Origin of the sequence: Enterobacter sp. ECC-019 (assembly GCF_043974075.1) — a bacterium.
GTDB lineage: Bacteria > Pseudomonadota > Gammaproteobacteria > Enterobacterales > Enterobacteriaceae > Enterobacter > Enterobacter asburiae_D.
The window spans coordinates 692,077-718,481 of the sequence record NZ_CP143759.1; the positions used below are offsets into that span (position 1 = coordinate 692,077).

At 54.2% G+C, this 26,405-nt stretch carries 18 protein-coding genes and 1 tRNA gene; 7 read left to right on the top strand and 12 right to left on the bottom strand.

What is annotated here, in order from left to right; genetic code table 11:
• Nucleotides 1-45: 45 nt before the first annotated feature.
• Nucleotides 46-771, bottom strand: a complete 726-nt coding sequence (locus tag V1566_RS03240) for a MerR family transcriptional regulator (protein ID WP_121426055.1) — start codon at nucleotides 769-771, stop codon at nucleotides 46-48.
• 117 nt (nucleotides 772-888) lie between these two features.
• Between V1566_RS03240 and V1566_RS03245 the strand changes: the two genes are divergently transcribed.
• The 3 genes from V1566_RS03245 (at nucleotide 889) to V1566_RS03255 (ending at nucleotide 3,048) form a co-directional block, all read left to right on the top strand.
• Entirely contained in the window at nucleotides 889-1,413 is a 525-nt protein-coding gene (locus V1566_RS03245; RefSeq protein WP_395305037.1) for a lipocalin family protein, read from the top strand.
• Between the two features lie 78 nt (nucleotides 1,414-1,491).
• On the top strand, nucleotides 1,492-2,490 hold the full coding sequence (locus V1566_RS03250; RefSeq protein WP_395305038.1) for a class I SAM-dependent methyltransferase: 999 nt from the start codon (nucleotides 1,492-1,494) through the stop codon (nucleotides 2,488-2,490).
• Nucleotides 2,491-2,592: 102 nt separating this feature from the next.
• A complete protein-coding gene (locus V1566_RS03255) occupies nucleotides 2,593-3,048 on the top strand; it encodes an acetyltransferase (protein WP_395305039.1) in 456 nt (151 codons plus the stop codon).
• Here the strand turns inward: V1566_RS03255 and V1566_RS03260 are convergent.
• Both V1566_RS03260 and V1566_RS03265 read right to left on the bottom strand, forming a co-directional pair.
• Entirely contained in the window at nucleotides 3,038-4,066 is a 1,029-nt protein-coding gene (locus V1566_RS03260; protein WP_395305040.1) for a virulence RhuM family protein, read from the bottom strand. The two genes, V1566_RS03255 and V1566_RS03260, sit on opposite strands and share 11 nt — an antisense overlap.
• A 58-nt stretch (nucleotides 4,067-4,124) precedes the next feature.
• On the bottom strand, nucleotides 4,125-4,466 hold the full coding sequence (locus tag V1566_RS03265) for a SymE family type I addiction module toxin (protein ID WP_395305041.1): 342 nt from the start codon (nucleotides 4,464-4,466) through the stop codon (nucleotides 4,125-4,127).
• A 125-nt stretch (nucleotides 4,467-4,591) separates the two neighbouring features.
• Between V1566_RS03265 and V1566_RS03270 the strand changes: the two genes are divergently transcribed.
• Nucleotides 4,592-4,783, top strand: a complete 192-nt coding sequence (locus V1566_RS03270) for a toxin-antitoxin system HicB family antitoxin (protein ID WP_395305042.1) — start codon at nucleotides 4,592-4,594, stop codon at nucleotides 4,781-4,783.
• A 14-nt stretch (nucleotides 4,784-4,797) separates the two neighbouring features.
• Here the strand turns inward: V1566_RS03270 and V1566_RS03275 are convergent, their stop codons facing one another.
• Complete coding sequence (locus V1566_RS03275; RefSeq protein WP_395305043.1) at nucleotides 4,798-6,597, bottom strand: hypothetical protein; 1,800 nt, start codon at nucleotides 6,595-6,597, stop codon at nucleotides 4,798-4,800.
• 121 nt (nucleotides 6,598-6,718) lie between these two features.
• Nucleotides 6,719-6,813 (bottom strand) — tRNA-Sec (locus V1566_RS03280).
• A 288-nt stretch (nucleotides 6,814-7,101) separates the two neighbouring features.
• On the opposite strand from V1566_RS03280, the gene V1566_RS03285 reads away from it, so the two are divergent.
• Nucleotides 7,102-8,493 carry a glycoside-pentoside-hexuronide family transporter gene (locus V1566_RS03285; RefSeq protein WP_395305044.1) on the top strand — a complete coding sequence of 464 codons (1,392 nt, stop codon included), beginning with the start codon at nucleotides 7,102-7,104 and terminating at the stop codon, nucleotides 8,491-8,493.
• 12 nt (nucleotides 8,494-8,505) lie between these two features.
• Nucleotides 8,506-10,824: an alpha-xylosidase gene (yicI, locus tag V1566_RS03290; RefSeq protein WP_395305045.1), complete on the top strand. Its 2,319-nt coding sequence runs from the start codon at nucleotides 8,506-8,508 to the stop codon at nucleotides 10,822-10,824.
• A 50-nt stretch (nucleotides 10,825-10,874) separates the two neighbouring features.
• Here the strand turns inward: yicI and V1566_RS03295 are convergent, their stop codons facing one another.
• The 3 genes from V1566_RS03295 to V1566_RS03305 all read right to left on the bottom strand — a co-directional run bounded on the left by V1566_RS03295 (nucleotide 10,875) and on the right by V1566_RS03305 (nucleotide 19,756).
• Nucleotides 10,875-16,295, bottom strand: coding sequence for an Ig-like domain-containing protein (locus tag V1566_RS03295; RefSeq protein WP_395305046.1), 5,421 nt, complete (start codon nucleotides 16,293-16,295; stop codon nucleotides 10,875-10,877).
• A gap of 249 nt (nucleotides 16,296-16,544) precedes the next feature.
• Entirely contained in the window at nucleotides 16,545-18,245 is a 1,701-nt protein-coding gene (locus tag V1566_RS03300) for an AsmA family protein (protein WP_395305047.1), read from the bottom strand.
• A 119-nt stretch (nucleotides 18,246-18,364) separates the two neighbouring features.
• Nucleotides 18,365-19,756 (bottom strand): NCS2 family protein, encoded by a 1,392-nt coding sequence (locus V1566_RS03305; RefSeq protein WP_395305048.1) that lies wholly within the window; start codon nucleotides 19,754-19,756, stop codon nucleotides 18,365-18,367.
• Between the two features lie 226 nt (nucleotides 19,757-19,982).
• Here V1566_RS03305 and gltS point away from each other — a divergent pair, with 226 nt between their 5' ends.
• On the top strand, nucleotides 19,983-21,185 hold the full coding sequence (gltS, locus tag V1566_RS03310) for a sodium/glutamate symporter (protein ID WP_395305049.1): 1,203 nt from the start codon (nucleotides 19,983-19,985) through the stop codon (nucleotides 21,183-21,185).
• A gap of 2 nt (nucleotides 21,186-21,187) precedes the next feature.
• On the opposite strand, the gene recG is transcribed toward gltS, so the two are convergent.
• From recG to rpoZ, 4 genes are read right to left on the bottom strand one after another with little or no spacing between them, the layout of a single operon-like run.
• Entirely contained in the window at nucleotides 21,188-23,269 is a 2,082-nt protein-coding gene (recG, locus tag V1566_RS03315; protein ID WP_333052081.1) for an ATP-dependent DNA helicase RecG, read from the bottom strand.
• A 3-nt stretch (nucleotides 23,270-23,272) separates the two neighbouring features.
• On the bottom strand, nucleotides 23,273-23,962 hold the full coding sequence (gene trmH, locus V1566_RS03320; RefSeq protein WP_395305050.1) for a tRNA (guanosine(18)-2'-O)-methyltransferase TrmH: 690 nt from the start codon (nucleotides 23,960-23,962) through the stop codon (nucleotides 23,273-23,275).
• Between the two features lie 4 nt (nucleotides 23,963-23,966).
• Nucleotides 23,967-26,081, bottom strand: a complete 2,115-nt coding sequence (gene spoT, locus V1566_RS03325; RefSeq protein WP_047347514.1) for a bifunctional GTP diphosphokinase/guanosine-3',5'-bis pyrophosphate 3'-pyrophosphohydrolase — start codon at nucleotides 26,079-26,081, stop codon at nucleotides 23,967-23,969.
• A 19-nt stretch (nucleotides 26,082-26,100) separates the two neighbouring features.
• Nucleotides 26,101-26,376 carry a DNA-directed RNA polymerase subunit omega gene (gene rpoZ / locus V1566_RS03330; protein WP_000135058.1) on the bottom strand — a complete coding sequence of 92 codons (276 nt, stop codon included), beginning with the start codon at nucleotides 26,374-26,376 and terminating at the stop codon, nucleotides 26,101-26,103.
• Between the last annotated feature and the right edge of the window lie 29 nt (nucleotides 26,377-26,405).

A 26,405-nucleotide genomic window follows, 5' to 3' on the forward strand; every position in this document is an offset into this window, starting at 1 on the left:
GGAAAATATTCAACTTTTCGTGAAGATTCCCGCAGGAGAAAATGATCAGAGGATAATCACTTCAAGCGATACCTGCTGCTGCCACTGCTCCAGCTGCTTTTTCCGCCCGGCGGTGAGTTTGCCGCTGGTGACCAGAAGCCATTTACGCTCCGGGAAAATTTCCGGTGCCAGCGCGTCAGGCGGAACCGGCAGGATGTCGATCCGGTGGCCCTGCCCGGTGCGCGTCAGGGCTTCGAGCCAGATCTCGCACGGGTCGTTGAGGTGCCAGCCGCTGAGCAGAATATTATCGCCCGGCGCTTTTTTATCGCCTTCGAGGCAAAACGAGGTGTAGGCGATGATGATGCCGTCGAGGATCGCGCGCAGGGTCATGGCGGCGGCGACGTTGGCCGAAACCTGGCTGCGCAGCGGGCGCAGCACGTTCGCGACCAGCTCGGGCCTTGGGTACTCGCGTCCGGCGTCGTAAATCATCTGGCGCAGGGACTCGACTTTGCCGTCTTGCAGGCGTTGCAGCATGTTCTGCTGCAGGGTTTGCCAGTTGTTGGTCCGACCCGGCATCGGGCGTTCCAGCAGCGGTTTGACCTGGCCGATCGGGACGCCTTTTTTTACCCAGTCGAGAATTTTTAGCGCCTGCTGGACGTCCTCATCGCTGTACTGGCGGTGGCCGCCTTCCGTGCGCTGTGGCTTGAGTAAACCATAGCGACGCTGCCACGCCCGCAGGGTGGTGGCGGTGATGCCGCTGAGTCGGGCGAATTCGCCGATGGAGTAAGCCATGTCCGTGTCCAGAGTGGAGGAATACTCTCAATATACTACGAATTTTCCCGAACGGGATGAAGCGCCGAAACGGTGCACTACACTTAACGTCCAACCGTGCAAATGAAAGGAATTCTCATGAAGCTATGGCCTGTTGTGACCGGTGTTGCCATTGCGCTGACGCTGGTCGCCTGTAAATCCCCCACGCCGCCGAAGGGCGTGCAGCCGATTTCCGGTTTTGACGCCAGCCGCTATCTCGGTAAATGGTATGAGGTCGCCCGTCTGGAAAACCGCTTTGAACGCGGGCTGGAGCAGGTAACCGCCACCTACGGCAAGCGCAGCGACGGTGGCATCAGCGTGCTCAACCGGGGCTACGATCCGGTGAAGAACAAATGGAATGAGAGCGAGGGCAAAGCGTACTTTACCGGCGAACCGACCACGGCCGCGCTCAAGGTGTCGTTCTTCGGCCCGTTCTACGGCGGCTATAACGTGATCAAGCTCGACGATAAGTACCAGTACGCGCTGGTCAGCGGCCCGAACCGCGACTACCTGTGGATTTTGTCGCGCACGCCGACCATCCCGGATGCGGTGAAGCAGGATTACCTGAACACCGCACGCAGTCTGGGCTTCCGGGTTGACCAGCTGGTGTGGGCGAAACAATAAAAATCGTGCTTTCTTCCTGGGGCATTACTGGCTCGCCTGGATAGACTTCCGTTAAAAGCCCAACGGAGGGAAGACGACATGAACTGGCAGCCTTTTCGCGGCGATGCGCCGGAAAATATGACGATTTTTAGCGCGTCATTTCCCGACGTCAGCGACCAGTGGCCGATGAAAGACGATGCTGCCCGTGAGATCGCCTCCCTTGACCGCGCCCTGAAAGCCGAGCCAGCGCTCCGGCCACCGAAGGTGGAATACGAAGAAGGGGGGCAAGCCGTGCTTGTTCCCCAGAACCGCTATTCCGAACAGGCCTTCCGCAACCGCCCGGCGCTCACCGCGTGGCGAACACGGCTGGTGCCCTCTGCGCTGGCGCTGTTTGTGGTGCAAAACCCGCTGGAAGATCGCCTGCCCGACGGCACAAAAATGGACAGCGACAGCCGCCAGTGGTTTATCCACGCTAACGATGCGGTTGGCGTACGTTCCCGCGCCAGGGTGCTGGCCGCGCTGGTGGATAAGTACATTCATAATGAGAGCGAGAACAACTGGGTCAGCCTCGCGAGCGGCGCCGCCATCCCGGTGCTGGAGGCGCTGCGTGAAGCAAAGCTCGACGGCCAGAAGGTGTATCTCACGCTGGTGGATAAAGACCCGGTGGCGCTCAGCTGGGCCGAAACCATGGCGGCGCAGGAAGGCATTGTGGTGGGCGAACAGCTGACGCTGCTCAGGCGCAACCTGCTCCATACGCTGGTGCGTAACGAGGACCTGCTGCTGGAGCTGGGCGAGCACCAGGCCGAACTGGTCGACGCGCTGGGGATCTTCGAATACTTCAACGATACCGATGCGGTGATTTTTCTCCAGCGCGCGCTGCGACTGGTCAAGCCCGGCGGCGCGGTGATTGTGTCGAACATGCTGACCAGCAGCCCGCAAATTGACTTTGTGCTGCGGGGCATCGGCTGGGAGGATATTCACCCGAGGTCGTTACAGCAGCTGCAGGATATACACCTCGCGGCGGGCGTGCCGGTGGAAAACGTCACCGTGGTGGTGCCGAAGGACGGGGTGTACGCGGTGATGGAGATTAGGGTTTAGCACGGTCGGTTCCCTCTCCCTTGAAGTAGAGGGCCAGGGTGAGGGGGGGCAGACCGCAAAGTGTGGCTTGAAATCGTTCGGTTTTCCAATCATGATCCCCCCATGAAAATTGAAACCGCACTCCCCTCACACTTCGAACGTCTGGTCGCGATCTGGGAATCCTCCGTCCGCGCCACCCATCACTTTTTACAGGAAAGCGATATTGCGGCGCTGCGTCCGTTATTGCTCAACGCCTATCTGCCTAACCTCAAGGTCGTGATAGCTCGCGATGACGCAGGCGTTATTCACGGCTTTTTAGGCGTGGATGAAAACCGCATTGAAATGCTGTTTGTTGATGATGCGAGCCGGGGAAAAGGCGTGGGGAAATTGCTGTTGCAACACGCTATCGCAGCGTTTGGCGTGAACGAAGTGGATGTGAATGAGCAGAACCCGCAGGGCGTGGGATTTTATCGCCATATGGGGTTTGAGCAGGTCGGACGCTCGGAACTGGACGGGCAGGGGAATCCGTTTCCGTTGCTGCATATGAAGCTGAGCAGGGATACCGGGATTAGCGCTTAGCCTGCTTATCCCATTTTAATAAGTCGATGATATCTTTCTCACCTTCGGCTTCTTTCAGCAGGCGCTGCTTTTTTTCAAACTCAATGTATTCTGAGCACGCCTTTTCATCAGCCGCTTTCTTGCTGATTTTGCCTGCTCCTTCTAATACGTCCCGGTCGTTAAATTGCAGGAACTGATCGAGCTTAGTTTGCCAGTCTCGTAAAAATACCTGCTTGCGGCGTTTGGCCTGATCTTCTGCAAAATCGAGCCACATATTCACGACGCGATTAAGCTCGCTCACCTCCTCCTGAGACAGATAATTTTTTGCAGTGGTGACATCGCTTTTACGGACTTCTTCGCCTTTATAGCTGGTCAGCCCCATATGCGGTTGAGTGGCGTCCGCACGTTGGTGAATCAACTCAGCAGCGGTAAGGCCCGTGCAGGCAAAATGCAGTTTATTCTGGATGGTCTGGAAGAATTGCGTGGTTTCTTTAAGTGATGGCTGGTAATCAGCGGCCAATGCAAAAATCTCCCTCACGCGGAGATAAACCCGCCGTTCGCTGGCCCGTATATCGCGAATGCGTTCCAGCATTTCATCGAAATAGTCAGGTACGGCGGATGATCCGACAGGTGGATTTTTCAGGCGCTCGTCGTCCATAACGAAGCCTTTTACCAGATATTCCTGCAGCGTTTGGGTAGCCCACTGGCGGAACTGTGTACCTCGCGTGGAGCGGACGCGATAGCCGATGGCGAGAATAACGGGCAGGCTAAAATATTGAACGTTATATACTTTACCATCGCTGGCAGTTGTTCGGTAAAACCGAACAACTGAATTTTCGACCAGCTCACCCTCATCAAAAATATTCTTGATATGCCCACTGATCGTTGCTTTGGCTTTGCCGTATAACTCACAGATCGTAGCCTGTGAGAGCCACAAAGTATCGCTTTCGAAGCGGCATTCAATGCGAACTTTTCCATCCTTGCTGGCAAACATGACGAACTCACCCGCTGGTGAATTGATTAATTCTTCATATGTCATGCTGCCCCCACCTCATAAGGTTGATGTCGGTAAGTTCGTAGTATGCCAGAAACAGCCGCTAAGCCAGGTTGTTTGTATTTGATTTTGCGAGGCGCTTTCCAGGACGCGGAGTTTGGATGGCTGCAAGCGCGTTCTCTATTTCAATAAGCTTTGCTTTCGTCCGTTTATAATCGTCCTGCAACCTCTGCTCCTGCTCGTTATACGCCACCAGAACGATGCACCCTTTCATCACCTTTATCGTGACCTGCTGTCCGGTATCAAAGCCCGCCGCGCGCAGCCACTTGCCGGAAAGGATGATTTTCGGCGTAGATTTGTCGAAAACATTCGGGCGGTATCCCACAATTAACGAACGCTCGGTTCCGGATTGGTCGGTGTCTGGGGTAGAATGCGAATCAGCCATAATCAACTCCTTGATAGTTGGTAAGGTTAGACGCTCCGGTTGTGTTCCCGCACATCGGGGCGTTGCAAATACAGGAGGTTTAGGTGGCCTCCTATATGTATCAGAGTAGATGGATAGGTGGCCTCATGTCAATCATATCGCGCGAAAAAAAACCAAAAGGCGGTGGCCAGTCCCCTCAGTTTAAGATGCGTATTGATCCGGCATTGAAAGAACAGTTGGATGCTGTGGCTGCTGAGGAAGGGGTGAGTCTCGCCAGTTGGTTGAAAGAACTGGCGAGAGAGGCGTTAAGATCCAAGGGAATTAAACCTAACGGTTAGATATTTTCATGATATCAATTATCATAAAAACCAACGATATGGAACTCTGCACCAGAGGATTTAATTGCATTATCTGAACTAACTAATAATACATCTAACTGGCGCTTAATGTTGTTATTTTGTGATTTTGTATAATAACTCTTGGTAGTGTGTGGTTGTATAACTATTACTCTTGTTTTTATTTTATTAGGATTGGAATTTAAGGATGAAAGTTGTATCAGAAAATCCGATGGCTGAATCAACTTATTGTTATACCAACACATTTTGTTTTTTGAGGTTGAAGCTCTATCTGTTAGATCTTGAATGAGATTTTTACGATTTGAATATCTGAGATTTTTAACTGCTTGACTTAAAACTATATCATGCGCACCTACTGATATTCTTCTGCTATTACTGCTACTATTAGCAGCTTTGATATGGATAAGAGATATTATGATTTTATCATTATACTCATCAATATGAATGAAGTCTGCTTTTTCACCAGCCCCATCGTCACAATACAGCCATCCAGTAGGTTTTTCTGTCGTATTAAAGTTTTCTGATGAATCCCAACGACTATTCCAACGGTTTTTCACCCAACAGAAAAGAGAATCTTGCATTCCGATCTTTGTCAAGTCAAGTTTATCTGAAACTAACGGTTTCTCTTTACAAATATCAAATTTTTCGAAATCAGCCCAAATAAATCCATTATAAGACACATCTTTATAATCAGTTTTGAAAATCCAAGAGTTTACTACTGCATGTCCAGATTCATACCAGCACTTTATAAATTCAGGATACTTGAGTATTTTAGCATAATTATTTAGTATTTCTTTTTTTTGTGCAACAGGTTGTTGATTGTAAATTTCAAAGCAAACTTCATAATCTTTAATTGTTAGCCTTATGCTAATATCTCCGCAATGAACATTTTCATGAAAAACTTTTAACGAAAATGATGAGTTCATTATTGGGTAAACTTCTATTCTATATTTATTTACTATTTTTCTAAGTAAATCAACTTTCGAAGGGCTCATTTCGTAAGGTACGAAATCAGGATCAATTACAGAAAAATCATATGCGTCATTTACACCATTAAGATCATTTATCGGGCTGGCTAGAATGCCTATAGGGGTAAGGTTGTTTTGGTTATTAGCGTTTAACATGTCTAATATTTCTATAACATTTTTCTCAAACGCGTCCCAGTCTTTACATGGTCCTTTCCAGATGGATGATTTGAACGGATTTAACCCTATGGTTTTATTATTGATGCCAATTTCAGTTCTCACTGCAGACATCATATATGATTGATCTTCAAGAGGATCTAACGACTCCGCAACACTATTACCACCTAAAACTTTTGAATCAGCCTTAAAAGTTGTTTTCCCATGAATACCAAGGAGCCAGAGCATTTTGATATTATCTTCATTAATAAATAAGTGATTTAACTGTGATATCTCCACAGGAAGCAAGTTTGTTAGTGGTGAACTTTTGAAATTTTCCCTTATTAAATCCTTCATTCCTTTTTCTGAAAAGTAAAATGCTACATAACTTCCAAGAGAAAATGTAAGTGCAATGTGGTTCTCAGTATCATGTATATCATTTCTTTTAGTCCAGCTAGGTGTTTTATTTATTGAATAAGGAGATATAATTACGGTGGCTTCGTTAATTATTTCATGTTTAGTTAAATATTTTTGTATTTCTCCTTCATTGTAGATTTTCTTGTCTATAATTTCCATTATAGATTCATTTAAATATTTAGCTGTGTAGTTTGATTTGTTAAAACCAATTAATATTGAAAAAAAAGGTGAAAGGTGTTCCTTTTGAATATCGTCCATAACGATCTCATTCATTATTTGCAATTTGAAATGAAATAATTATATGAATTTTTGAACAGATGTAGTGATGTTTATCACAAAGATAGAATATATGACACGCATCGAAGATATGTTTAAATTTTGGCGGAAGATCACAGGAGTCGAACCTGCCCGGGAACGCTGGCGTCCCCAACTGGATTTGAAATCCAGCCACCTCACCGGAGATGACGATCTTCCGCGCCTCGATTGCTACATGGAGGCGGGGCGCATTATAGCTACTTTCAGGCATTTACCACATACCCATACACACTTTTTTCACCTCTCTTTTGACCTGTACACCCCTGTTTCAGTTAATTCCTAATAAAATCCTCATGTTAGACCCTCGTGCTCCCCAACATTTACCGCGATCACAAAAAACAAGAAACGTAATCTGCTAACCAGAAAACGCAATACCCGCTCCTGAAACAATGGTTTAAAACTCTGTAACCGGTCTCAGCGCCCCCTACAGCGTGAAGGATAAAAAAAATGAGCGAAGTATTGTCAGTAAAAGAGAAGATTGGCTACGGCATGGGAGACGCCGCCAGCCACATCATTTTTGATAACGTCATGTTGTACATGATGTTTTTCTACACCGATATTTTCGGCATTCCCGCCGGGTTTGTCGGCACCATGTTCCTGCTGGCGCGCGCGCTGGATGCGATCTCCGACCCGTGCATGGGGCTGATTGCCGACCGCACCCGTAGCCGCTGGGGCAAGTTCCGTCCGTGGATTTTGTTCGGCGCTATCCCGTTCGGTATCGTCTGCGTGCTGGCGTACACCACGCCGGACCTCAGCCTCAACGGAAAAATGGTTTACGCCGCAATTAGTTATACCCTGTTAACCCTGCTCTATACCGTCGTCAATATTCCGTACTGTGCACTCGGCGGCGTGATCACCAACGACCCAACGCAGCGTATCTCCCTTCAGTCCTGGCGCTTTGTGCTGGCGACGGCGGGCGGCATGCTCTCCACGGTGCTGATGATGCCGCTGGTGAAACTGATTGGCGGCGACGATAAGGCGTTCGGCTTCCAGGGCGGGATCGCCGTGCTGTCCGTGGTCGCGTTCCTGATGCTGGCGTTCTGCTTCTTTACCACCAAAGAGCGCATCCAGGTGCCGCCGAGCACCACCTCCATGCGGGAAGACCTGCGCGACATCTGGCACAACGACCAGTGGCGCATCGTTGGCGTGCTCACCATCCTCAACATCCTCGCCGTCTGCGTGCGCGGCGGCGCGATGATGTACTACTGCACCTGGATCATGGGCTCGCCAGAGGTGTTCGTCGCCTTTCTCACCACCTACTGCGTCGGCAACCTGATCGGCTCCGCGCTGGCGAAACCGCTCACTGACTGGAAGTGCAAGGTCAGCATTTTCTGGTGGACTAACGCCGCGCTGGCGGTGGTCAGCGTGGCGATGTTCTTCGTGCCGATGCACGCCACCGTGCTGATGTTCGCCTTTATCTTCGTCATCGGCGTGCTGCACCAGCTGGTGACGCCGATCCAGTGGGTGATGATGTCCGATACCGTCGACTACGGCGAATGGACCAACGGCAAACGCCTGACCGGCATCAGCTTTGCGGGCACGCTGTTCGTGCTGAAGCTTGGCCTGGCGCTGGGCGGGGCGATGATCGGCTGGATGCTGGCCGGCGGTGGCTACGACGCGGCAGCCAAAACCCAGAACAGCGCGACCATCAGCATCATTATCGGCCTGTTTACCCTTGCCCCGGCGGTCTGCTACGTGCTGAGCGCCATCATCGCTAAACGCTACTACACGCTGAAAACCCCTTTCCTGACCAAAATCCTGGGCGAGCTGGCGCAGGGCGTGCGCCGCAATCAGCAGGAGTTTGAAAACCTGCCGGTCAGCAAAGAATTACAGAACTAAGAGGACGAAAGCATGAAAATCAGTGATGGAAACTGGCTTATTCAACCGGGCCTGAACGTGACGTATCCGGTGCAGGTGTTCGACGTGGAGCAGCAGGGCAATGACCTGGTGGTGTACGTGGCGCCGCGCGACGTGCGCGAGCGCACGTGGCAGCTCGACACGTTGATGTTCACGGTTCGCCTGTTTGCCCCGCAGGAAGGGATTGTCGGGGTGCGCATCGATCACTTCCAGGGCGCGCTGAATAACGGCCCACACTATCCGCTGAACGTTCTGAAAGACGTGAAGGTAGAGATTGAGAACAACGCCGAGTTTGCCGAGCTGAAAAGCGGAAGCGTCAGCGTGCGCGTCACCAAAGGCGAGTTCTGGGCGCTGGATTTCCTGCGTAACGGCCAGCGCATTACCGGCAGCCAGCTGAAAAACAACGGCTACGTGCAGGACAGCAACACCGACCGCAATTACGTGTTCGAACGGCTGGATCTGGGCGTGGGGGAAACGGTCTACGGTCTGGGCGAGCGCTTTACCGCCCTGGTGCGCAACGGCCAGACGGTCGAAACCTGGAACCGCGACGGCGGCACCAGCACCGAACAGTCCTACAAAAACATCCCGTTCTACCTGACCAATCACGGCTACGGCGTGCTGGTGAATCATCCGGAAAACGTCTCCTTCGAAATTGGCTCGGAGAAAGTCTCCAAAGTGCAGTTCAGCGTCGAAGGCGAATATCTGGAGTACTTCGTGATCGACGGCCCGACGCCGAAAAAGGTGCTGAACCGCTATACCCAGTTCACCGGGCGTCCGGCGCTGCCGCCTGCCTGGTCGTTCGGCCTGTGGCTGACCACCTCGTTCACCACCAACTACGACGAAGCGACGGTAAACAGCTTTATCGACGGCATGGCCGAGCGCGACCTGCCGCTGCACGTGTTCCACTTCGACTGCTTCTGGATGAAGGCCTTCCAGTGGTGCGACTTCGAGTGGGATCCGGTGACCTTCCCTGACCCGGAAGGCATGATCCGCCGCCTGAAAGAGAAGGGACTGAAGGTCTGCGTGTGGATTAACCCGTACATCGGCCAGAAATCCCCGATCTTCCGGGAGCTGAAAGAGAAGGGTTACCTGCTCAAGCGCCCGGACGGCTCCCTCTGGCAGTGGGACAAATGGCAGCCGGGGCTGGCGATTTACGACTTCACCAACCCGGAAGCGTGCCAGTGGTATGCCGACAAGCTGAAAGGCCTGGTGGAGATCGGCGTCGACTGCTTCAAGACCGACTTCGGCGAGCGTATCCCGACCGACGTGCAGTGGTTCGACGGGTCCGATCCGCAGAAGATGCACAACCACTACGCCTACATCTATAACGAGCTGGTGTGGAACGTGCTGAAAGAGACGGTGGGGGAGGAAGAGGCGGTGCTGTTTGCCCGCTCCGCGTCTGTGGGTGCGCAGCAGTTCCCGGTTCACTGGGGCGGCGACTGCTATGCCAACTATGAATCAATGGCCGAAAGCCTGCGCGGCGGGCTGTCGATTGGCCTGTCCGGCTTCGGGTTCTGGAGCCACGATATCGGAGGGTTCGAAAACACCGCCCCGGCGCACGTCTACAAACGCTGGTGCGCGTTCGGGCTGTTCTCCAGCCACAGCCGCCTGCACGGCAGCAAATCCTACCGCGTGCCGTGGGCGTACGATGACGAGTCCTGCGACGTGGTGCGCCACTTCACCCAGTTGAAGTGTCAGTTGATGCCGTATCTGTATCGTCAGGCGGCGCTGGCGCACGAGTTCGGCACGCCGATGCTGCGGGCGATGATGCTTGAGTTCCCGGACGATCCGGCGTGCGATTATCTTGACCGTCAGTACATGCTGGGGGATTCGGTGATGGTCGCACCCGTGTTCTCAGAGGTGGGGGAGGTGCAGTTCTACCTGCCGGAAGGACGCTGGACGCACCTGTGGCATAACGACGAAATTCAGGGTAGCCGCTGGCATAAGCAGCAGCACGATTTCATGAGCCTGCCGGTCTACGTGCGCGATAACACGCTGCTGGCGCTGGGTAACAACAACCAGAAGCCGGACTACGCATGGAATGAGGGGACGGCCTTCCAGCTGTTTAACCTGGACGATGGCGCAACGGCGGTGAGCGAAGTGCCTGCGGCGGACGGCTCCGTGGCGTTTACGCTGAAGGCGTCACGTCAGGGCGACATCGTGACCTTTACCGGCGCGGGAGACGCGAAAAACTGGTCGGTGTGCTTGCGCAACGTGCAGAAGGTGAGCGGCGTGAAAGGCGGCTCTTACTCAGGAAGTGAGTGGGGTGTGGTGGTGAAAGCGGAGGGGAATGAGGTGGTGGTTCATCTTTAACCGGGGTGATAATGGAAAAGCGAGCCAATTGGCTCGCTTTTTCGTATCTATCAGTAAACGGTTAAATCCATCGTTAAGCGGTATTCAAAGGCCCAACTCGTGTGCCAGTCTTTTCCGTAGAAATGGATCAGGCCTGTGTAGTGTCCTGGCGGTATGTCCGGGTTGTCGGCGAGGCTCCAGGTGAATTGCGCGCTCATACCTTGATCGCTATTACAACCTACGGCCGCATTCAGCGGGCGCCGTGAACATGCAGAGGCTCGATAGCCCTTGAGGTTCACCACGTACTGTTGACCGCTTTCATTTACCAGTGCGACCGGTGTAGAAACATCGGAGTAACCGCCATCAGGTGCCCACTCCAGCTCGGTTGGTCCCGTTGTTGGCGACGATGTAATAAAGCCGAGATCCGGATACCCCTTGATTGCGGCAGAGGTATAGGAAGACGAGTCTGAGGTAACGACCCAAGTATCTTCAATCGTGCTGATAAATTTCACGCTACTGTCTTCAAGCGTTGAAGCGTTGATGGATGCAGTGACCGTCGCCATGCCCTGTTCGTTACCATTCAACTTGATTGTAGCGACACCAGAGCTCGATGTTTGGCTGGTCGCAGCAGACAAATGGTTCAGGGTAGTCTGCCAGTTGATCGTGGCATCAGGCACCGTGTTGTTGTTAACATCCTCAACCTGCACGGTGTAGGTTGCAGAATCTGCACCGTTAGCCAGGATGGTGGTTCTATCCACGTTCAGTGAGAGCAATCTTGCTGTTTTGGCATCCCCAATAAAGGTCACTTTTGCGGCTGATAGCGTTTTTCCGTTACCTGGGATTGTCGCAGTAACAATCGTATCGCGTGCTTTCAGGGTGCGGCCAGTGATAGTGGCGACACCTTGCGCATTGGTTACGCTGCTACTGGCGGCAAGGGTAAGATCGGTATCGTCACTACTCCAGTTGATGGACAGACCCGGCAGGACATTACCGTTTTGATCTTTCACATCCACCGACCAGGTAACCACATCATTGTTGTCCGCAACGGCTTTAGTTTTATCCGATTTCAGACTAGAGAGGGCGGCCGTTTCAGCATTGCCAATGAACTCAATCGTGGTGGTTTTCTGAGAATGGTTTATCCCTGCTCCGACCAGCGCTGTGCCCGCTGTCGTCTGCGTATAAGAGATGGTCGCGATACCGTTACTGTCGGTGACGCTGTTGTCTCCTGGCTGGAAGATGCCGCTGGTGTTATCCGTACCCCAGTAAACGGTTTGATTTGCAACGGGGTTATTACTGGCGTCAGTAACCGTCGCTGTCAGCGTAACGACGTCTTTACCTGCGACTACATCCGTAGTTTTACTGGCGGTAAGCTGCGAGACTTCCTCCGTGCTGGTATCTGCGGCAAAGCGCATCGTGGCTGAGGTTTTACTAAACCCGTTGATGGTAGCCGTTGCTTTACAGGCAACGACATCCTCTGAGGCTATCGTCACTGTTGATTTGCCCTGATTGTCCGTTGGCTGGGTGCTGGCAGAGAGATGATAGTTAGCATCCGGTTCCACCTTCCAGTCAACGTCACCCTGAGAAATGGCATTGCCATAATCATCTTTCACGGTAGCCGTTAAAGTGATGACATCTTTACCATCGGCAACGGCATCATAGTCTTGTCCCTGAGCGGTTATTATCACCGGTTTGCCGCTCTGAACATCCGGTACGATGGTCAGTTTAACCGTCTGCTGGCTATTGTTTACGCTACTGGCCGTCACGGTAGTAACCTGAGCCAGTGTACCGCTGAACGTGACGACCACTTTACCTTCACTGTCAGTGGTGGAGCTGTTCTCACTGAAATTGCCCGTTGTGTTATCCGAAGCCCAGGCTACAGCAACATTGGGCGCTGGGTGGCCGTACGCATCCTTAACCAGGGCCGTGAGCGTAACCGTATCTTTACCGGCAGCAATATTGTCGGTTTTATCTGCTGTCAGCGACGTTATACCTGAAGTAGTACTGTCTAGCGTAAATGAAACTGTCTCGGACGTTTCTGTCTTACCGTTTACCTTCGCCGTCACTGTGTAGTTGGCGATCTGGGTAGAGGTTAAATAAACGGAAGCTTCCCCGGCATCGTTAGAGGCACTATCCGGCGCTGACAGCACACCTGTCGATGGTGTAACGGTCCATTCAACATTCACGCCTTTGAGTGGATTACTGTTGGCGTCAATAATGGTGCCGGTGAACGTAATTTTGTCCGTTCCATTCGCGTAGGCAGTCTTTTTATCAACACTGATATTGGCGATTTGTGCCGTCGTGGTATCAGCTGTAAAGGTGGTGGCAGGGGCATTCCACGCCGGGCCCGATCCTGCCTGCGCGGTGACGTTGACCTCACCGGCTTTGAGGGTGGTCACCGTTACTGAACTTGTCCCGCTTGCATCTGTTTTTGTCGTTGCCGCAGAGAGTTTCGCCGTGCCTGGTGATGCTGTCCAGTTAACATCCTGATCCTTCACCGGGTTGCCAGTTGCATCCGTAACGGTGGCCGTGTAGGTGATTTTATCTTTGCCATTAGCAATGGCCGAAGATTTATCCACCGTAACATTTGTCACTTTTGCCGTTGCAGAATCCGCAGTAAAGGTGAGTTCCTGTGAGTTTACCCCTGCGCCTGTTGCTGTACTGGCAGAGACTATTACCTTGCCCTGCACGGATGAAATGATAGTGACGGTGGCATCACCCTGATTATTTGTGTTGTTTTGTGCAGCACTTAACGTGCCTTGCCCTTCGACAATTTTCCACTGTACAGCACTGCCGAATACCGGGTGATCGTTGGCATCAACAACGTGTGCAGTCAGCGAGATCCGATCGTTTTGATTCGCGACGGCCTCTGTTTTATCCGTGCTGAGCGATTGTACTGACGCCGTTGCGTCATCGGCGATGAAATTAATGGTTGAGGATGTCTGTGACTGCCCTTCTAATGCTGCAGTCACGGTCGTGTTTTCAACGGCCGTAGAGGTGAGATCGACAGTGGCTTCACCCTGAGCGTCTGTGTTGGTTGATGTTCCTGACAGGCTGGCTTGCGTACTGGCTGTACTCCAGTTTATTTTCACCCCTTTCAACGGATTTTTATTGGCATCTTCGACCTTCACTTTGAAAGTCACAGGATCCTGACCATTCGCCAGCGCCGACGTTTTACTGGCTGATACGCTGCTCAGCGTTGCAGTTTTAAGATCGGGCAGGAAAGTCAGCACTTCTGTTTTTAACGCGTCGCTGCTTCCCGTTGATGCGCTGACAATACCTTGCCCAGCTTTTGTCGATTTCAGCGTCATCGTCGCCATTCCGTTAGCATCGGTATTACTCTGCTTGTCAGCCAGATGTGCTGTACCGCTTGCAGCGTCTATTGCCCAGTCGACAGGCTGATTTGCCAGCGGGTGTTGGCTGGCATCCGTGACCATGGCGCTAACCGTAATTTCATCCTGATTATCGGCCTGAGCGATTTTTTTATCTGCCTCAATCTGGGTGACCTGCGCGCTATTCGTGTCAGCGGTGAATTGAAGCGTTTTACTCTGGATGGAATCACCGTTATCAAGTTGCGCGCTGACCGTCGTGGTGATGATTTTACTGCTGGTCAAGGTGTTAATGGCATTACCCTGCGCATCCGTTGTGCTTGTTGCCGTACTCAGTATTGCGCCTTCATTTTCGCTACGCCAGTTTACGGCAACTCCCTGAACAGGATTATTCATGTCATCCACAACATGTGCTGTCAGCGAAATCGCATCCTGAGCGTTTGCCAGCGCCGACGTTTTGGAGGTATCCAGGGCGGAGAAGTGCGATGTATCGCTGATTGCATTGAGGGTGATGGTTGTTGTCGTGAGCTTCGTCGTCTGGTTATAGAGAGGCTGGACTACCACTGCACCTGGTTGTGTCCCCGCAGTAAAGGTACTCACGTAAACGCCAGGGGAACGCTCGCTAAATGCGCTGATTTTTTCCAGAGCAGGTGTGGCTTCTGTCTTTTGTTTTTGCGCGCTGCGGATCAGTTGAGCGCTGAGGTTGTCGGCAAGCCCGGTAATCTTTTCACCGCTACCTGATGTTATCGTGACGGTGACCTGGGTAGTACTTACGCCGTCAGCCGGCAGCGAAGCAGCCGCCGCTGATGTCGTTGTCGTGACATCGGCAATGTTGAATCCGCTCACCGCCACCGTCATGTGGCTGACATCAGATTTATTCCCCTGGTTGTCATAGGCTGTGGCGGAGACATCGTACATATTTTTCTCGGCGCCATTTTGCTGGTAATGCGGAAGGGTGACGGTCCACGCGCCGTTCTTTTCTTCGATTTTACCCCCGTTTCGCACGAGGTTATCATCCTGCCAACTGATGCTATCCACCGGATATTTGCTTTTCACATTCACGCTGAATGGCACTGTTTCCGCTTCAACGCCGGTGACTTTTTCAGGCAATTTCAGTGAAATAAGCTCTTTCTTACGATATTCCAGTACGATGGTATTGTTGCGATTAACCAAATCAAGACGGCTTCCCAGCAGTGTGCGGCGGTCTTTCACCCGATCGGCATCAAGCTGGGCGCTGAGCGGTGAGCCGAGCATCCAGTTAATTGCCATTTCAATTTGGGTATCGTTATGATCGCCTTTACCCATTTTTTGGCTTAATCCGACAGAGAACAGTGGGACAGGGGTGTAATTGATACCCGCGGTGACAGCATAAGGATCGCGTTGGCGGTCATCGTCGCTGTCCCCAAACAGGGCGACATCGTCGCCATAATATTGCTCCCAAACCAATTGGGCGCCGAGCTGAGGATAGGCCGGTAGATAGCCTTCAGCACGTACGTCGTAGCCATTAGCCACGCGTTCTTCATAATCTTGATGATCTTTGGATTCCTTCCAGCCTGAGAGGCGTTGGTAACCGTTGGCACTGAGTTTGAAGTAGTCCCAGCCGAGTTCTCCCCCAAGTCCAAGACGCTGGTGGGTGTTGTCAGATAGCTGTTGATCGTAAAACGCATTTACACCCCACATCCATTTGTCGGCGAAAAAGCGGTAGCCCAGGCCCGCGTTAACGATGTTTCGATCGTCATCACGTCGTGCGCCCAGTTGGGTGAAGAACAGGTTCTGTTTCTTATCATCGTAGAGAGGCAAAAGCAGGTCGAGGTTAGCACTCTCCAGCGACAGATCGTTTTCAAACCCGAGGTTTACGCGTGCTGTACCAAATTGCTGCAACCAGGATTGAATCTCATTGGTTGCATAGGCAGAGCCGCTATTGATCGCTGAGTTAATGAGCGCATCCGTTTTGTTATCCTGACTCAGCATCGAACCGGTACTGGAAAGGATATTGGCGAGATTTTTACCCGCATCATCTTCTTTTGTTGCACTGGTTGTCGTTGTTGGTGAGGGCTGGCGAGTGCTGGCAATAACGGGAAACGAAAAAATGAACGAGTTAATAAATATAAATATTAACTGCAGAAATATTTGCAAATAAGCTGTAATCTTTGAGTACAATCGCATCGTTGGAGTCCTTTCCAGATTAATGAATAAAGAAGAGGGAATGGAAGTGATGGGATTATATTCAGGATCAATTGAATATTGTTTTTATAAATTCTAATTTTGTTATTAACTTTTACTTCATTCATAAGAAAAGCAAAATGCAATAACTCATAAGTTATTGCATTTTAAGTGATTTATGTTCTTATCTTTCTGGCCCCTGAAGGAGGGGTGAGGCAAGGATTAATCTATTTAAAACAGAGTTAAACAAAATTACTCTGGTTGACGGATATTATTTTTTATTTCTTTCCCATTAAGTAATGTCTGATTAACACTTTGTTTTTCCATATTCTCCGCGCTTAACTCTCCGTTGAGTGTGGATTTCACTGAAACGTTATTTTGCACATTACCGTTGGCGATGAGTTGAAGGTTTCCATCTCCTGTAATCGGCAATGCAGGCCAGCCCCACTGCTGCAGCACGTTAAGCGGCACGCCTCGCCCGTTCAGGCTCACCGTAGTCTGCCGCTGTGGCAGCTGCGAAACCGTCGCCGTGGCTTCCAGAATACCTTTCTCGGTAAACGCGCTCAGGTCGGTAATGTTCACCGTGGCGGCGTTGGCGCTCAGCGCCAGCGACGGACGGCGCACGTCCACGCGGTTAAAGGTCGCGGCCGCACCGTTCAATGTTGCGCTGCCGCCCCAGACGCCCCACTGGCGATCTTTCGCCAGCTGCAGGTTTGCACCATAGCCGTCCAGAGAGGTGATCTGCCACGGGAACGCAGGATCGATGTCGATCACCAGGTTGCGGCTCAGGCCGAATTTTTGCAGCGTGACGCTGTTCAACCATTCCGGCAGAGGCTCCATCCACAATGTTTTCCAGTTCTGCGGCAGGGTGTACTCCAGCCCGGCGATGGCGACATCGTCCAGCACCAGCGCTTTGCCGTCGCGCAGCCAGTTGCCGGAGGTACGCACCATGCCGCCCTCCCAGCGGGAGGTGAACTGACGCAACGCCATGCCCTGTGGAGAAAACTCCGCATTCAGGATCGGGTCGAAAAGATGCAGCGAGCCGTAGATAAACTCGCTGGCGTTCATGGACAGGCGGCCTTCCTGGCTCTGCCAGTCGCCTTTGCTGAGAGTCAGGTTGCGCAGGCTTAAATCGAGATCGGTCACCGCCCAGTCCGGGCCCTGAAGCCGGGCGTCGGTTACGTCCAGACGACCAATCTGCAGTGAGGGGATGGTGGCCAGCGGCGCGAAGAACGCCATCAACGTTTTATCGCTTTGCAGGCGGATCTCGTTCAGGCGCATCGTGTCGATAATCCAGCTCCCGTCGGCGTTGCGCAGGGCGGAGCCGGTGAGTGAGCCACGGGCCATATCGGCGCCAATCGTTTTCAGCACCACTTCCTTGCCGTTAAGCTGGCCCTCGATCAGCACGTTGGTGGCCGGTACGCCGTTCAGGGTCAGCGAGCCTGCGCTCATCTGAATCTGCGCGTTGTTCCCCAGCACGTTGCCCGCTTCCGGCTGCCATGGGCTGACGCCGCCCGTTACCTTCTGCGCGCTGAGATCCCATTCGGTATTCGGGCTGTTAAACGCCATGTTGTTGAGCTGCAGGCGATCCGCCTGGAAAGGCAGCGGCGCCGTCTGAGGCGAGAGATTCAGCGTGCCGTCGAACAGGGTGATGGTGTCCATATGCAGCGGATCGGTTATCTGGCGGCTGCTCAGGCCAATATCGACCTTTTTGGCAACCAGCGTGGCGGGTTTACCGTCCCGACCGAAGGTGACGTTTTCCAGAATAATGTGGGAAGGCGACGAAAAGCGGTGATTCATCTTGTCGAAACTGAGTTCGTAGTCGGTATTCACCGTCACCCAGCTGCTGACCTGAGACGCGCCCCAGCGGGTCTGGAGCAGAATGTAGAGCGCCAGCAGCACAATGAGCAGGGCTACCAGAAGATAGATGAGGAGCTTTCCAATAAATTTCATGGTCTTCCATCCCGCAAAACGCACATAAAGGAGTTATGCACGATTTATGCGCAATCCTCAAGGCGGGAATGGTGTAATGAGATGTCACGGCAGGCATTGACTGCCTGCCGTGAGAGAAATCAATTTTTCTCAGGCGGGAAAACGAGGTTCAGAACGATAGCGGTGATACCGCCCGCGGCAATGCCGGAAGAGAGCAGGTTTTTCACCCAGTCAGGCGCAAACTGCAGGATCAGCGGCTGCTGGGAGACACCCAGACCGACGGCCAGCGACAGCGCGATAATCATGATCGCGCGGCGGTTTAGCGGCTCGCGGGAAACGATACGCACGCCGGAGGCCGCGATAGTGCCGAACATCACCAGCGTTGCGCCGCCCAGCACCGGCTCAGGGATGTGCTGCACAAAGCCGCTTACCGCCGGGAACAGGCCGAGGACGATCAGCATCAGCGCCACCACAAAACCGACGTAGCGGCTGGCCACGCCGGTCAGCTGGATCACGCCGTTGTTCTGACCGAAGCAGGAGTTCGGGAAGGTGTTGAATACCGCAGAGACAAACGAGTTCAGGCCGTTCGCCAGCACGCCGCCTTTCAGGCGCTTCATGTACAGCGGGCCGGACACCGGCTGCTCGGAGACGTCGGAGGTGGCGGTGATATCACCAATGGTCTCAAGAGAGGTGATCATAAAGACCAGCATCAGCGGCAGGAGCAGACCCCAGTCAATGCCCAGACCGTAGTACAGCGGCGTGGGGATGGTGATCAGCGCACCGTTGGTCGGCGCGGTGTTCTCCGGCAGCATGCCCAGCGCCCACGCCAGCAGATAGCCCGCCGCCATGGCGATCACCAGTGAGGCAACGCGCAGGTAAGGGTTACGCTGACGGTTAAGCAGAATAATGATCGCCAGTACCACGCCCGCCAGCAGCAGGTTTTTCGGCGCGCCGAAGGAGTGGTCGCTCATTGCGGCATAGCCGCCGCCGATGGAGGTCAGGCCCACCTGGATCAGCGACAGGCCGATAATCATTACGACGACGCCGGAAACCAGCGGGGTGATGACGCGGCGAGCCAAATGCAGAACGCGGGAGATCACCATCTCCGTGCAGCTGGCCAGCATCAGCGTGCCGAACAGCGCCGCCATCATGGTAGGGACATCCGCACCGCCGGTTTTCAGCGCCGTACCGCCCATGATCAGCGGTGCCACGAAGTTAAAGCTGGTTCCCTGAATCGACAATAATCCCGACCCTACCGGACCCCACGCTTTAATTTGAATAATCGAGGCCACGCCGGAGGCGAAGAGAGACATGCTGATAATGTGCTGCGTGTCCTGAGCCGGTAAACCGAGCGCCTGGCAAATCAGCAGCGCCGGGGTGATCACCGCAACAAACATCGCAAGAAGATGCTGGCAGGCGGCGAAAAGCGTTTGCGGCAGCGGCGGGCGATCTTCAAGGCGGTAAATCAGTTCGCTATTTTGCTTTTGCGCAATCGGTTGCGCATCAGGCGACTCTATGGTGTTAACGGACATCGGCGGCAATCCCACGGTGGAAAAGCGGGCATTTTATCTGACCACCTGGTAAAAGCAAACGATTGCCAGCAAAAAAAGGGAAGAAAATCTGCCGCTGTGAGCAGGTTTTCTACAACGCATCGGGAAAAAAAATTACACTTTTTCGCGCCGTGAGCTCATGAAGAGCGCAAACCGGCCCAGGATAACGCCGCGTGTGTATGGAACACGCGCAAAACAGGAGCCTTCTATGATTCATCTCGATACGTTGTCGACACTTGTTGCCGCAACGCTGGTCTTACTGCTTGGCCGTAAGCTGGTACATAGCGTTTCCCTTCTGAAGAAATACACCATTCCTGAACCTGTCGCCGGTGGCCTGCTGGTGGCGCTGGCCCTGCTGATTCTGAAAAAAAGTATGGGCTGGGAAATCGATTTTGATATGTCCCTGAAAGACCCGCTGATGCTGGCTTTCTTTGCCACCATCGGCCTGAACGCCAACCTGGCGAGCCTGCGGGCGGGCGGTAAAGTGCTCGGCGTATTCCTGATTGTGGTGGTGGGGCTGCTGCTGATGCAAAACGCTATCGGCATCGGGATGGCGACGCTGCTGGGGCTGGATCCGCTGATGGGGCTGCTGGCGGGGTCAATTACCCTTTCGGGCGGTCACGGTACCGGGGCCGCGTGGAGTAAGCTGTTCATCGAGCGCTACGGGTTTGAAAACGCGACGGAGGTGGCGATGGCCTGCGCGACCTTTGGTCTGGTGCTGGGTGGCCTGATTGGCGGCCCGGTGGCGCGGTATCTGGTTAAGCACTCCGCCACGCCGAACGGCAGGCCGGACGATGAGCTGGTGCCGACCGCGTTTGAAAAGCCGGACGTCGGGCGCAGTATTACCTCGCTGGTGCTGATTGAAACCATCGCGACGATCGCCATCTGCCTGACCGTGGGCAAAGTGGTTGCGCAATGGCTGGCGGGCTCCGCGTTTGAACTACCGACGTTTGTCTGCGTGCTGTTTATTGGGGTGATCTTGAGCAACGGTCTGGCGATGATGGGTTTTTACCGCGTGTTTGAACGGGCGGTATCGGTGCTCGGCAACGTCTGCCTGTCGCTGTTCCTGGCGATGGCGCTGATGAGCCTTAAGCTGTGGGAGCTGGCATCGCTGGCGCTGCCGATGGTGGCGATTCTGGCGGTGCAGGCGCTGTTTATGGCGCTATACGCCATATTCGTCACCTGGCGCATGATGGGTAAAAACTATGATGCGGCGGTGCTGGCTGCGGGTCACTGCGGGTTTGGCCTGGGGGCTACCCCAACGGCTATCGCCAACATGCAGGCGATCACCGAACGGTTCGGGCCATCGCACATGGCGTTTCTGGTGGTCCCGATGGTCGGGGCGTTCTTTATTGATATCGTCAACGCGCTGGTGATTAAGCTGTACCTGATGCTGCCGATGTTTGCCTGAAATCAGGCGTTAGAATACCGCTCGGTTTCCGGCATCCAGCGCTCAATTAACGCTGCCGCCTGTTCGGGGTAGCGTTCATGAATATGGCGAGCCAGGCGCTGAACCTCGGGGATCATCGCCTGATCGCGCAGCAAATCCGCTACTTTGAATTCCGCGTTCCCCGTCTGACGCGTGCCGAGCAGTTCGCCCGGGCCGCGGATCTCCAGGTCTTTTTGCGCAATCACAAAACCGTCGTTGCTGTCGCGCAGCACCTGCAACCGCATCTGGGCGGTTTTCGAGAGCGGGGCTTTATAGAGCAGTACGCAGTGGGACGCTACCGCACCACGGCCAACGCGCCCGCGCAGCTGGTGGAGCTGGGCAAGGCCGAGACGTTCCGGGTTTTCGATGATCATCAGGCTGGAATTCGGGACGTCCACGCCGACTTCGATCACCGTGGTAGCGATCAGCAGATGCAAATCACCCTGTTTGAACGACTGCATCACCGCCTGTTTTTCGGCGGGTTTCATGCGTCCGTGAACCAGACCCACGTTCAGCTCCGGCAGCGCCAGCTTAAGCTCTTCCCACGTGGCTTCGGCAGCCTGCGCTTCCAGCAGTTCAGACTCTTCAATCAGCGTACAGACCCAGTAGGCCTGACGCCCTTCATGGGTGCAGGCATTGCGCACGCGGTCAATGATGTCGCTGCGGCGCGTGTCAGGAATGGCGACCGTTGTGACCGGCGTACGGCCCGGCGGCAGTTCGTCGATGGTGGAGGTATCCAGATCGGCGTAGGCGGTCATCGCCAGGGTACGTGGGATTGGCGTGGCGGTCATGATCAACTGATGCGGGTGGAAGCCCTGCTGCAGGCCTTTCTCCCACAGTGCCAGACGCTGATGCACGCCGAAGCGGTGCTGCTCGTCGATAATCACCAGCGCAAGACCGTTAAACTGCACCTGCTCCTGGAAGATGGCGTGCGTGCCGACAATCATCTGCACTTGCCCGCTGGCAATAGCCTCCTGTTGCGCAAGGCGTGCTTTGCCTTTTTGCTTCCCGGCAAGCCAGCCTACTTCTATCCCCAGCGGCGCAAACCAGGCGCGGAAATTATTGGCGTGCTGTTCGGCCAGCAGCTCGGTCGGCGCCATCAGCGCAACCTGTTTGCCGTGGGCAATCGCGCGCAGGGCCGCCAGGGCGGCAACCAGCGTTTTACCGGAACCTACGTCGCCCTGCACCAGGCGCATCATCGGCACATCGAGCGCCATATCGCGTTCGATTTCGGCGGTGACGCGCGCCTGCGCGCCGGTGGGCTTAAACGGCAGAGAGGCCAGCAGCTTATCTTTGAGCTCATCACGCGGGCTTAATGGCTGGGCGTGAAAACGCTGCGCGCCCGCGCGAAGCGCCAGCATGCTCAGGTTATGCGCCAGTAATTCCTCAAGGATAAGACGCTGTTGGGCGGGGTGTTTGCCGCTGTCTAAATCGCTGAGTTGCAGCGTTGGCGGCGGGCGGTGCAGGGTGCGCAGCGCCTCGGGCAGGCTCATCATGCCCTGCGCCAGCTCGGGCGGCAGCAGCTCGGTGATAGCGCAGGTATCCAGCAGCTCCAGCGCCTGATCGGTGAGCTTACGCAGCGTCGCCTGCTTGATGCCTTCGGTCGTTGGGTAAACCGGGGTGAGCGTCTCCTGCATTTCCGGTGTGCTGAGATCGCCCTGAACGCGGTACTCCGGGTGGATCATCTCTGCGCCGTATTTCCCGCGTTTGGCCTCGCCATAGGCCAGCACCCTGCGGCCCGTCGCCAGGCTGTTTTTCATCGCCGCGCTGAAGTTGAAAAAACGCATGGTGAGAATGCCGGTGCCGTCGCTGATCTGGCAGGTCATCATCCTGCGTCCGCCGAAGGTGATGTTGCAGTTCAGGACTTCGCCTTCAACGGTGGCATAAATGGCGGGAAGGAGATCGCCAATCTTATAGAGCTGGGTGCGGTCTTCGTAACGCAGGGGGAGGTGAAGCAGGAGATCCTGCACGGTGTGCAGGCCAATTTTTGCCAGCTTATTGCTTTGCGCCGCACCCACGCCCGTCAGGCTGTTAAGCGGGATGGCATCCAGCAGGCGGCCTTTCATCGCTTACCCGCCGTACTGCATGGTGGCCCACCACTCGGCATCGGCTTCAATTTCGCCCTGCGCGTTGACGTGGGGGTAAGGCAATTTTTTCTGCTTTGCAACGCGAGCCAGCACCGGATAGCCACCTTCAAACAGCAGGCGCTGCTGTTCCTCTTCCGGCAGCATGCTGTTGCTGCGCTCGTACATCCCGGCGTTCTGACGCTGGCGCTGCGCTTCATACAGAATGAGCGCGGACGCCACGGAGACGTTGAGAGACTGGACCATGCCGATCATCGGAATGATGATGTCCCGATCCGCCAGATCCAGCGCCTCCTGGGTGATCCCGGTTTTCTCCTGACCCATCAAAATGCAGGTCGGGCGGGTGTAGTCGATCTCGCGGAAATCTACGGCTTTAGCGGACAGGTTAGTGGCCAGGATCTGCATCCCGCGCCCTTTCAGGTGCGATACGGCTTCGCCAATGGTGTGATGATTTTTGACAGACACCCAGCTGTTGCTGCCTGCCGCCGCCGAGACCGTATTTCGCATACGGCCGTCCGGCCAGACGGCGTGCACTTCATGCACTCCGACGGCATCTGCGGTACGAACGATAGCAGAGACGTTATGAGGTTTATGCACCTGCTCCATGCAGACCGTCAGGTCAGGCTGACGCCTGGCGAGCATTTCGCAGATACGTGCATAACGTTGTGAATTCATAAACCTAGTTTCGGTTTCGGGTGACTTTAATCACGTCCGGCATGACGCGGATCTTGCGCATAATATTCGCCAGATGCACGCGGTCGCGGGCAGTCAGACGAATAAAAGCGCTGTACACGCGGCCATCTTTTTCTTCCGTATTCAGGCTCTGAATATTGGAAGAGGCCGTGTTGATCGCTGCCGTCAGGTTCGCCAGGGCACCCTGGTGGTTGAACATATCCACCTTAATTTCGGTGATAAATTCCTGTGCGGTCTCTTTATCCCACTCGACCGCCATAAATTTCTCGGCTTCTTTCTGGTAGCCGCGAATGTTTCGACAGGACTCGTGGTGGATAACCAGCCCTTTACCCGGGCTGACGTGCGCAATAATCGGGTCGCCAGGAATTGGACGACAGCATTTTGCGAAGGTGATCAGCACCCCGTCCGCGCCTTTAATCGGCAGGTGTCCGTGGCTTTGCGTCGTTGCAGGCACCGCTGTCGTGTCGCCTTGCTGCAGGTTTTTCGCAACCACCACGCTCATGGCGTTGCCGAGGCCAATCTCTGCCAGCAGGTCATCAAGCGACGCGAGCTTCATGCGCTCCAGCTCACGCTGGACGTTCTCCTGCGGAATTTCAGCCAGCTTACGGCTGCCGCCCAACGCGTGGTTGAGCAGACGACGCCCCAGGCTGACGGAATCATCACGCTTGAGGTTTTTCAGCAGCTGGCGAATTTTGGCGCGCGCCTTGGAGCTCACGACAAAGTTCAGCCAGGCCGCGTTCGGACGTGCGCCCGGCGCGGTAATAATTTCTACCGTCTGGCCGCTGGAGAGCGGCTGAGACAGCGGGTAAGGCTGTCTGTCGACGCGTGCGCCGACGCAGGCATGCCCGATATCGGTATGCACGGCGTAAGCGAAGTCGACCGGCGTCGCGCCCGCAGGCAGTTCGACAATGCGACCTTCTGGGGTGAAAACGTAAATCTCATCCGGGAAGAGATCGGATTTCACGCTCTCGATAAATTCAAACGAGCTGCCCGCACTCTGCTGAAGCTCCAGCAGGCTCTGCATCCAGCGCTGGGCGCGGATTTGTGCGGTCGTGCTGCTTTCGCCACCGTGCTCTTTATAGGCCCAGTGCGCGGCAACACCCATCTCTGCCATCTGGTCCATGTCTTCGGTGCGGATCTGCACTTCAACAGGCACGCCGTGTGGCCCGATCATCGAGGTGTGCAAAGATTGATAGCCGTTCGCTTTTGGAATGGCGATGTAATCTTTCATACGCCCCGGACGCGGTTTGTAGAGGCTGTGCATCTGCCCCAGCACGCGATAGCAGGTGTCCGAGTCGTGGACAATGACGCGGAAGGCGTAGATGTCCATGATCGAGTGAAAACGCTGCTCCTTGAGCACCATTTTGCAGTAGATGGAGTACAAATGTTTCTCGCGACCGCTGACGCGGCACGGGATTCCCGCTTCCTGTAAGCGCCCTTCGATTTCAGAGAGGATTTTTTGAATCATCTCTTTACGGTTACCGCGTGCGGCTTTCACCACCTCTTTAATCACGCGATAGCGGTTCGGGTACAACGCTTCAAAACCCAGCTCTTCCAGCTCGGTTTTAATGTGATGTATACCTAAACGGTGCGCCAGCGGGCTGTAGATTTCGAGGGTTTCACGGGCAATGCGGCGACGTTTATCCGGGCGAAGTGAGCCCAGCGTGCGCATATTGTGGGTACGGTCAGCGAGTTTGATGAGAATGACGCGGATATCCTGCACCATCGCCATAATCATCTTGCGGAAGTTTTCGGCTTGCGCCTCTTTCTTGTCGCGGAAATTCAGCTTATCAAGCTTAGAGACCCCTTCCACCAGTTCGGCAACGCTTTTGCCAAACAGCTGTTCCATGTCCTGGTAAGTGGCAGGGGTATCTTCGATCACGTCGTGCAGCAGAGCGGCCATCAGCGTTTCGTGGTCGAGTTTCATCTCGGCCAGAATACAGGCCACCGCTACCGGGTGCGTGATATAGGGTTCACCGCTTGAACGTGTCTGGCCCTCGTGAGCGTCACGTGCAACGAGATACGCCTGCTGAAGACGCTTAATCTGGTCTTCAGGCAGGTAGGTTTGAATCAGTTGATTCAGGCTTTCAAACAGATACAAGGGCGACCCGCAGGTTTAATTAACGACGACCTTCAGCAATAGCGGTTACGGCCTGCAGTTCTGCGGCTTCCTGCTCTTGCTGCTCCTGGCGCTCACGCACGTCGAGGATCTGGTTGTTAATCAGACCTTCTTCGATTTCGCGAAGTGCAATAACGGTGGTTTTATCGTTTTCTTCCGGTACCAGCGGATCTTTACCGCCTACCTGCATCTGACGAGCGCGACGCGCGGCGACCAGCACCAGGTCAAAACGGTTACCAATTTTCTCTACAGCGTCCTGAACAGTTACGCGTGCCATACTTAAAATGCTCCACAGGTGAAGAAATG

Coding starts and splice junctions, on each gene's coding strand:
- V1566_RS03270 (WP_395305042.1), top strand. CDS start 4,592: ATGTCAATCATATCGCGCGAAAAAAAACCAAAAGGCGGTGGCCAGTCC.
- rpoZ (WP_000135058.1), bottom strand. CDS start 26,376: ATGGCACGCGTAACTGTTCAGGACGCTGTAGAGAAAATTGGTAACCGT.
- trmH (WP_395305050.1), bottom strand. CDS start 23,962: ATGAATTCACAACGTTATGCACGTATCTGCGAAATGCTCGCCAGGCGT.
- V1566_RS03250 (WP_395305038.1), top strand. CDS start 1,492: ATGAACTGGCAGCCTTTTCGCGGCGATGCGCCGGAAAATATGACGATT.
- gltS (WP_395305049.1), top strand. CDS start 19,983: ATGATTCATCTCGATACGTTGTCGACACTTGTTGCCGCAACGCTGGTC.
- V1566_RS03260 (WP_395305040.1), bottom strand. CDS start 4,066: ATGACATATGAAGAATTAATCAATTCACCAGCGGGTGAGTTCGTCATG.
- V1566_RS03305 (WP_395305048.1), bottom strand. CDS start 19,756: ATGTCCGTTAACACCATAGAGTCGCCTGATGCGCAACCGATTGCGCAA.
- V1566_RS03295 (WP_395305046.1), bottom strand. CDS start 16,295: ATGCGATTGTACTCAAAGATTACAGCTTATTTGCAAATATTTCTGCAG.
- V1566_RS03265 (WP_395305041.1), bottom strand. CDS start 4,466: ATGGCTGATTCGCATTCTACCCCAGACACCGACCAATCCGGAACCGAG.
- V1566_RS03245 (WP_395305037.1), top strand. CDS start 889: ATGAAGCTATGGCCTGTTGTGACCGGTGTTGCCATTGCGCTGACGCTG.
- V1566_RS03255 (WP_395305039.1), top strand. CDS start 2,593: ATGAAAATTGAAACCGCACTCCCCTCACACTTCGAACGTCTGGTCGCG.
- V1566_RS03240 (WP_121426055.1), bottom strand. CDS start 771: ATGGCTTACTCCATCGGCGAATTCGCCCGACTCAGCGGCATCACCGCC.
- yicI (WP_395305045.1), top strand. CDS start 8,506: ATGAAAATCAGTGATGGAAACTGGCTTATTCAACCGGGCCTGAACGTG.
- V1566_RS03285 (WP_395305044.1), top strand. CDS start 7,102: ATGAGCGAAGTATTGTCAGTAAAAGAGAAGATTGGCTACGGCATGGGA.
- V1566_RS03300 (WP_395305047.1), bottom strand. CDS start 18,245: ATGAAATTTATTGGAAAGCTCCTCATCTATCTTCTGGTAGCCCTGCTC.
- V1566_RS03275 (WP_395305043.1), bottom strand. CDS start 6,597: ATGGACGATATTCAAAAGGAACACCTTTCACCTTTTTTTTCAATATTA.
- recG (WP_333052081.1), bottom strand. CDS start 23,269: ATGAAAGGCCGCCTGCTGGATGCCATCCCGCTTAACAGCCTGACGGGC.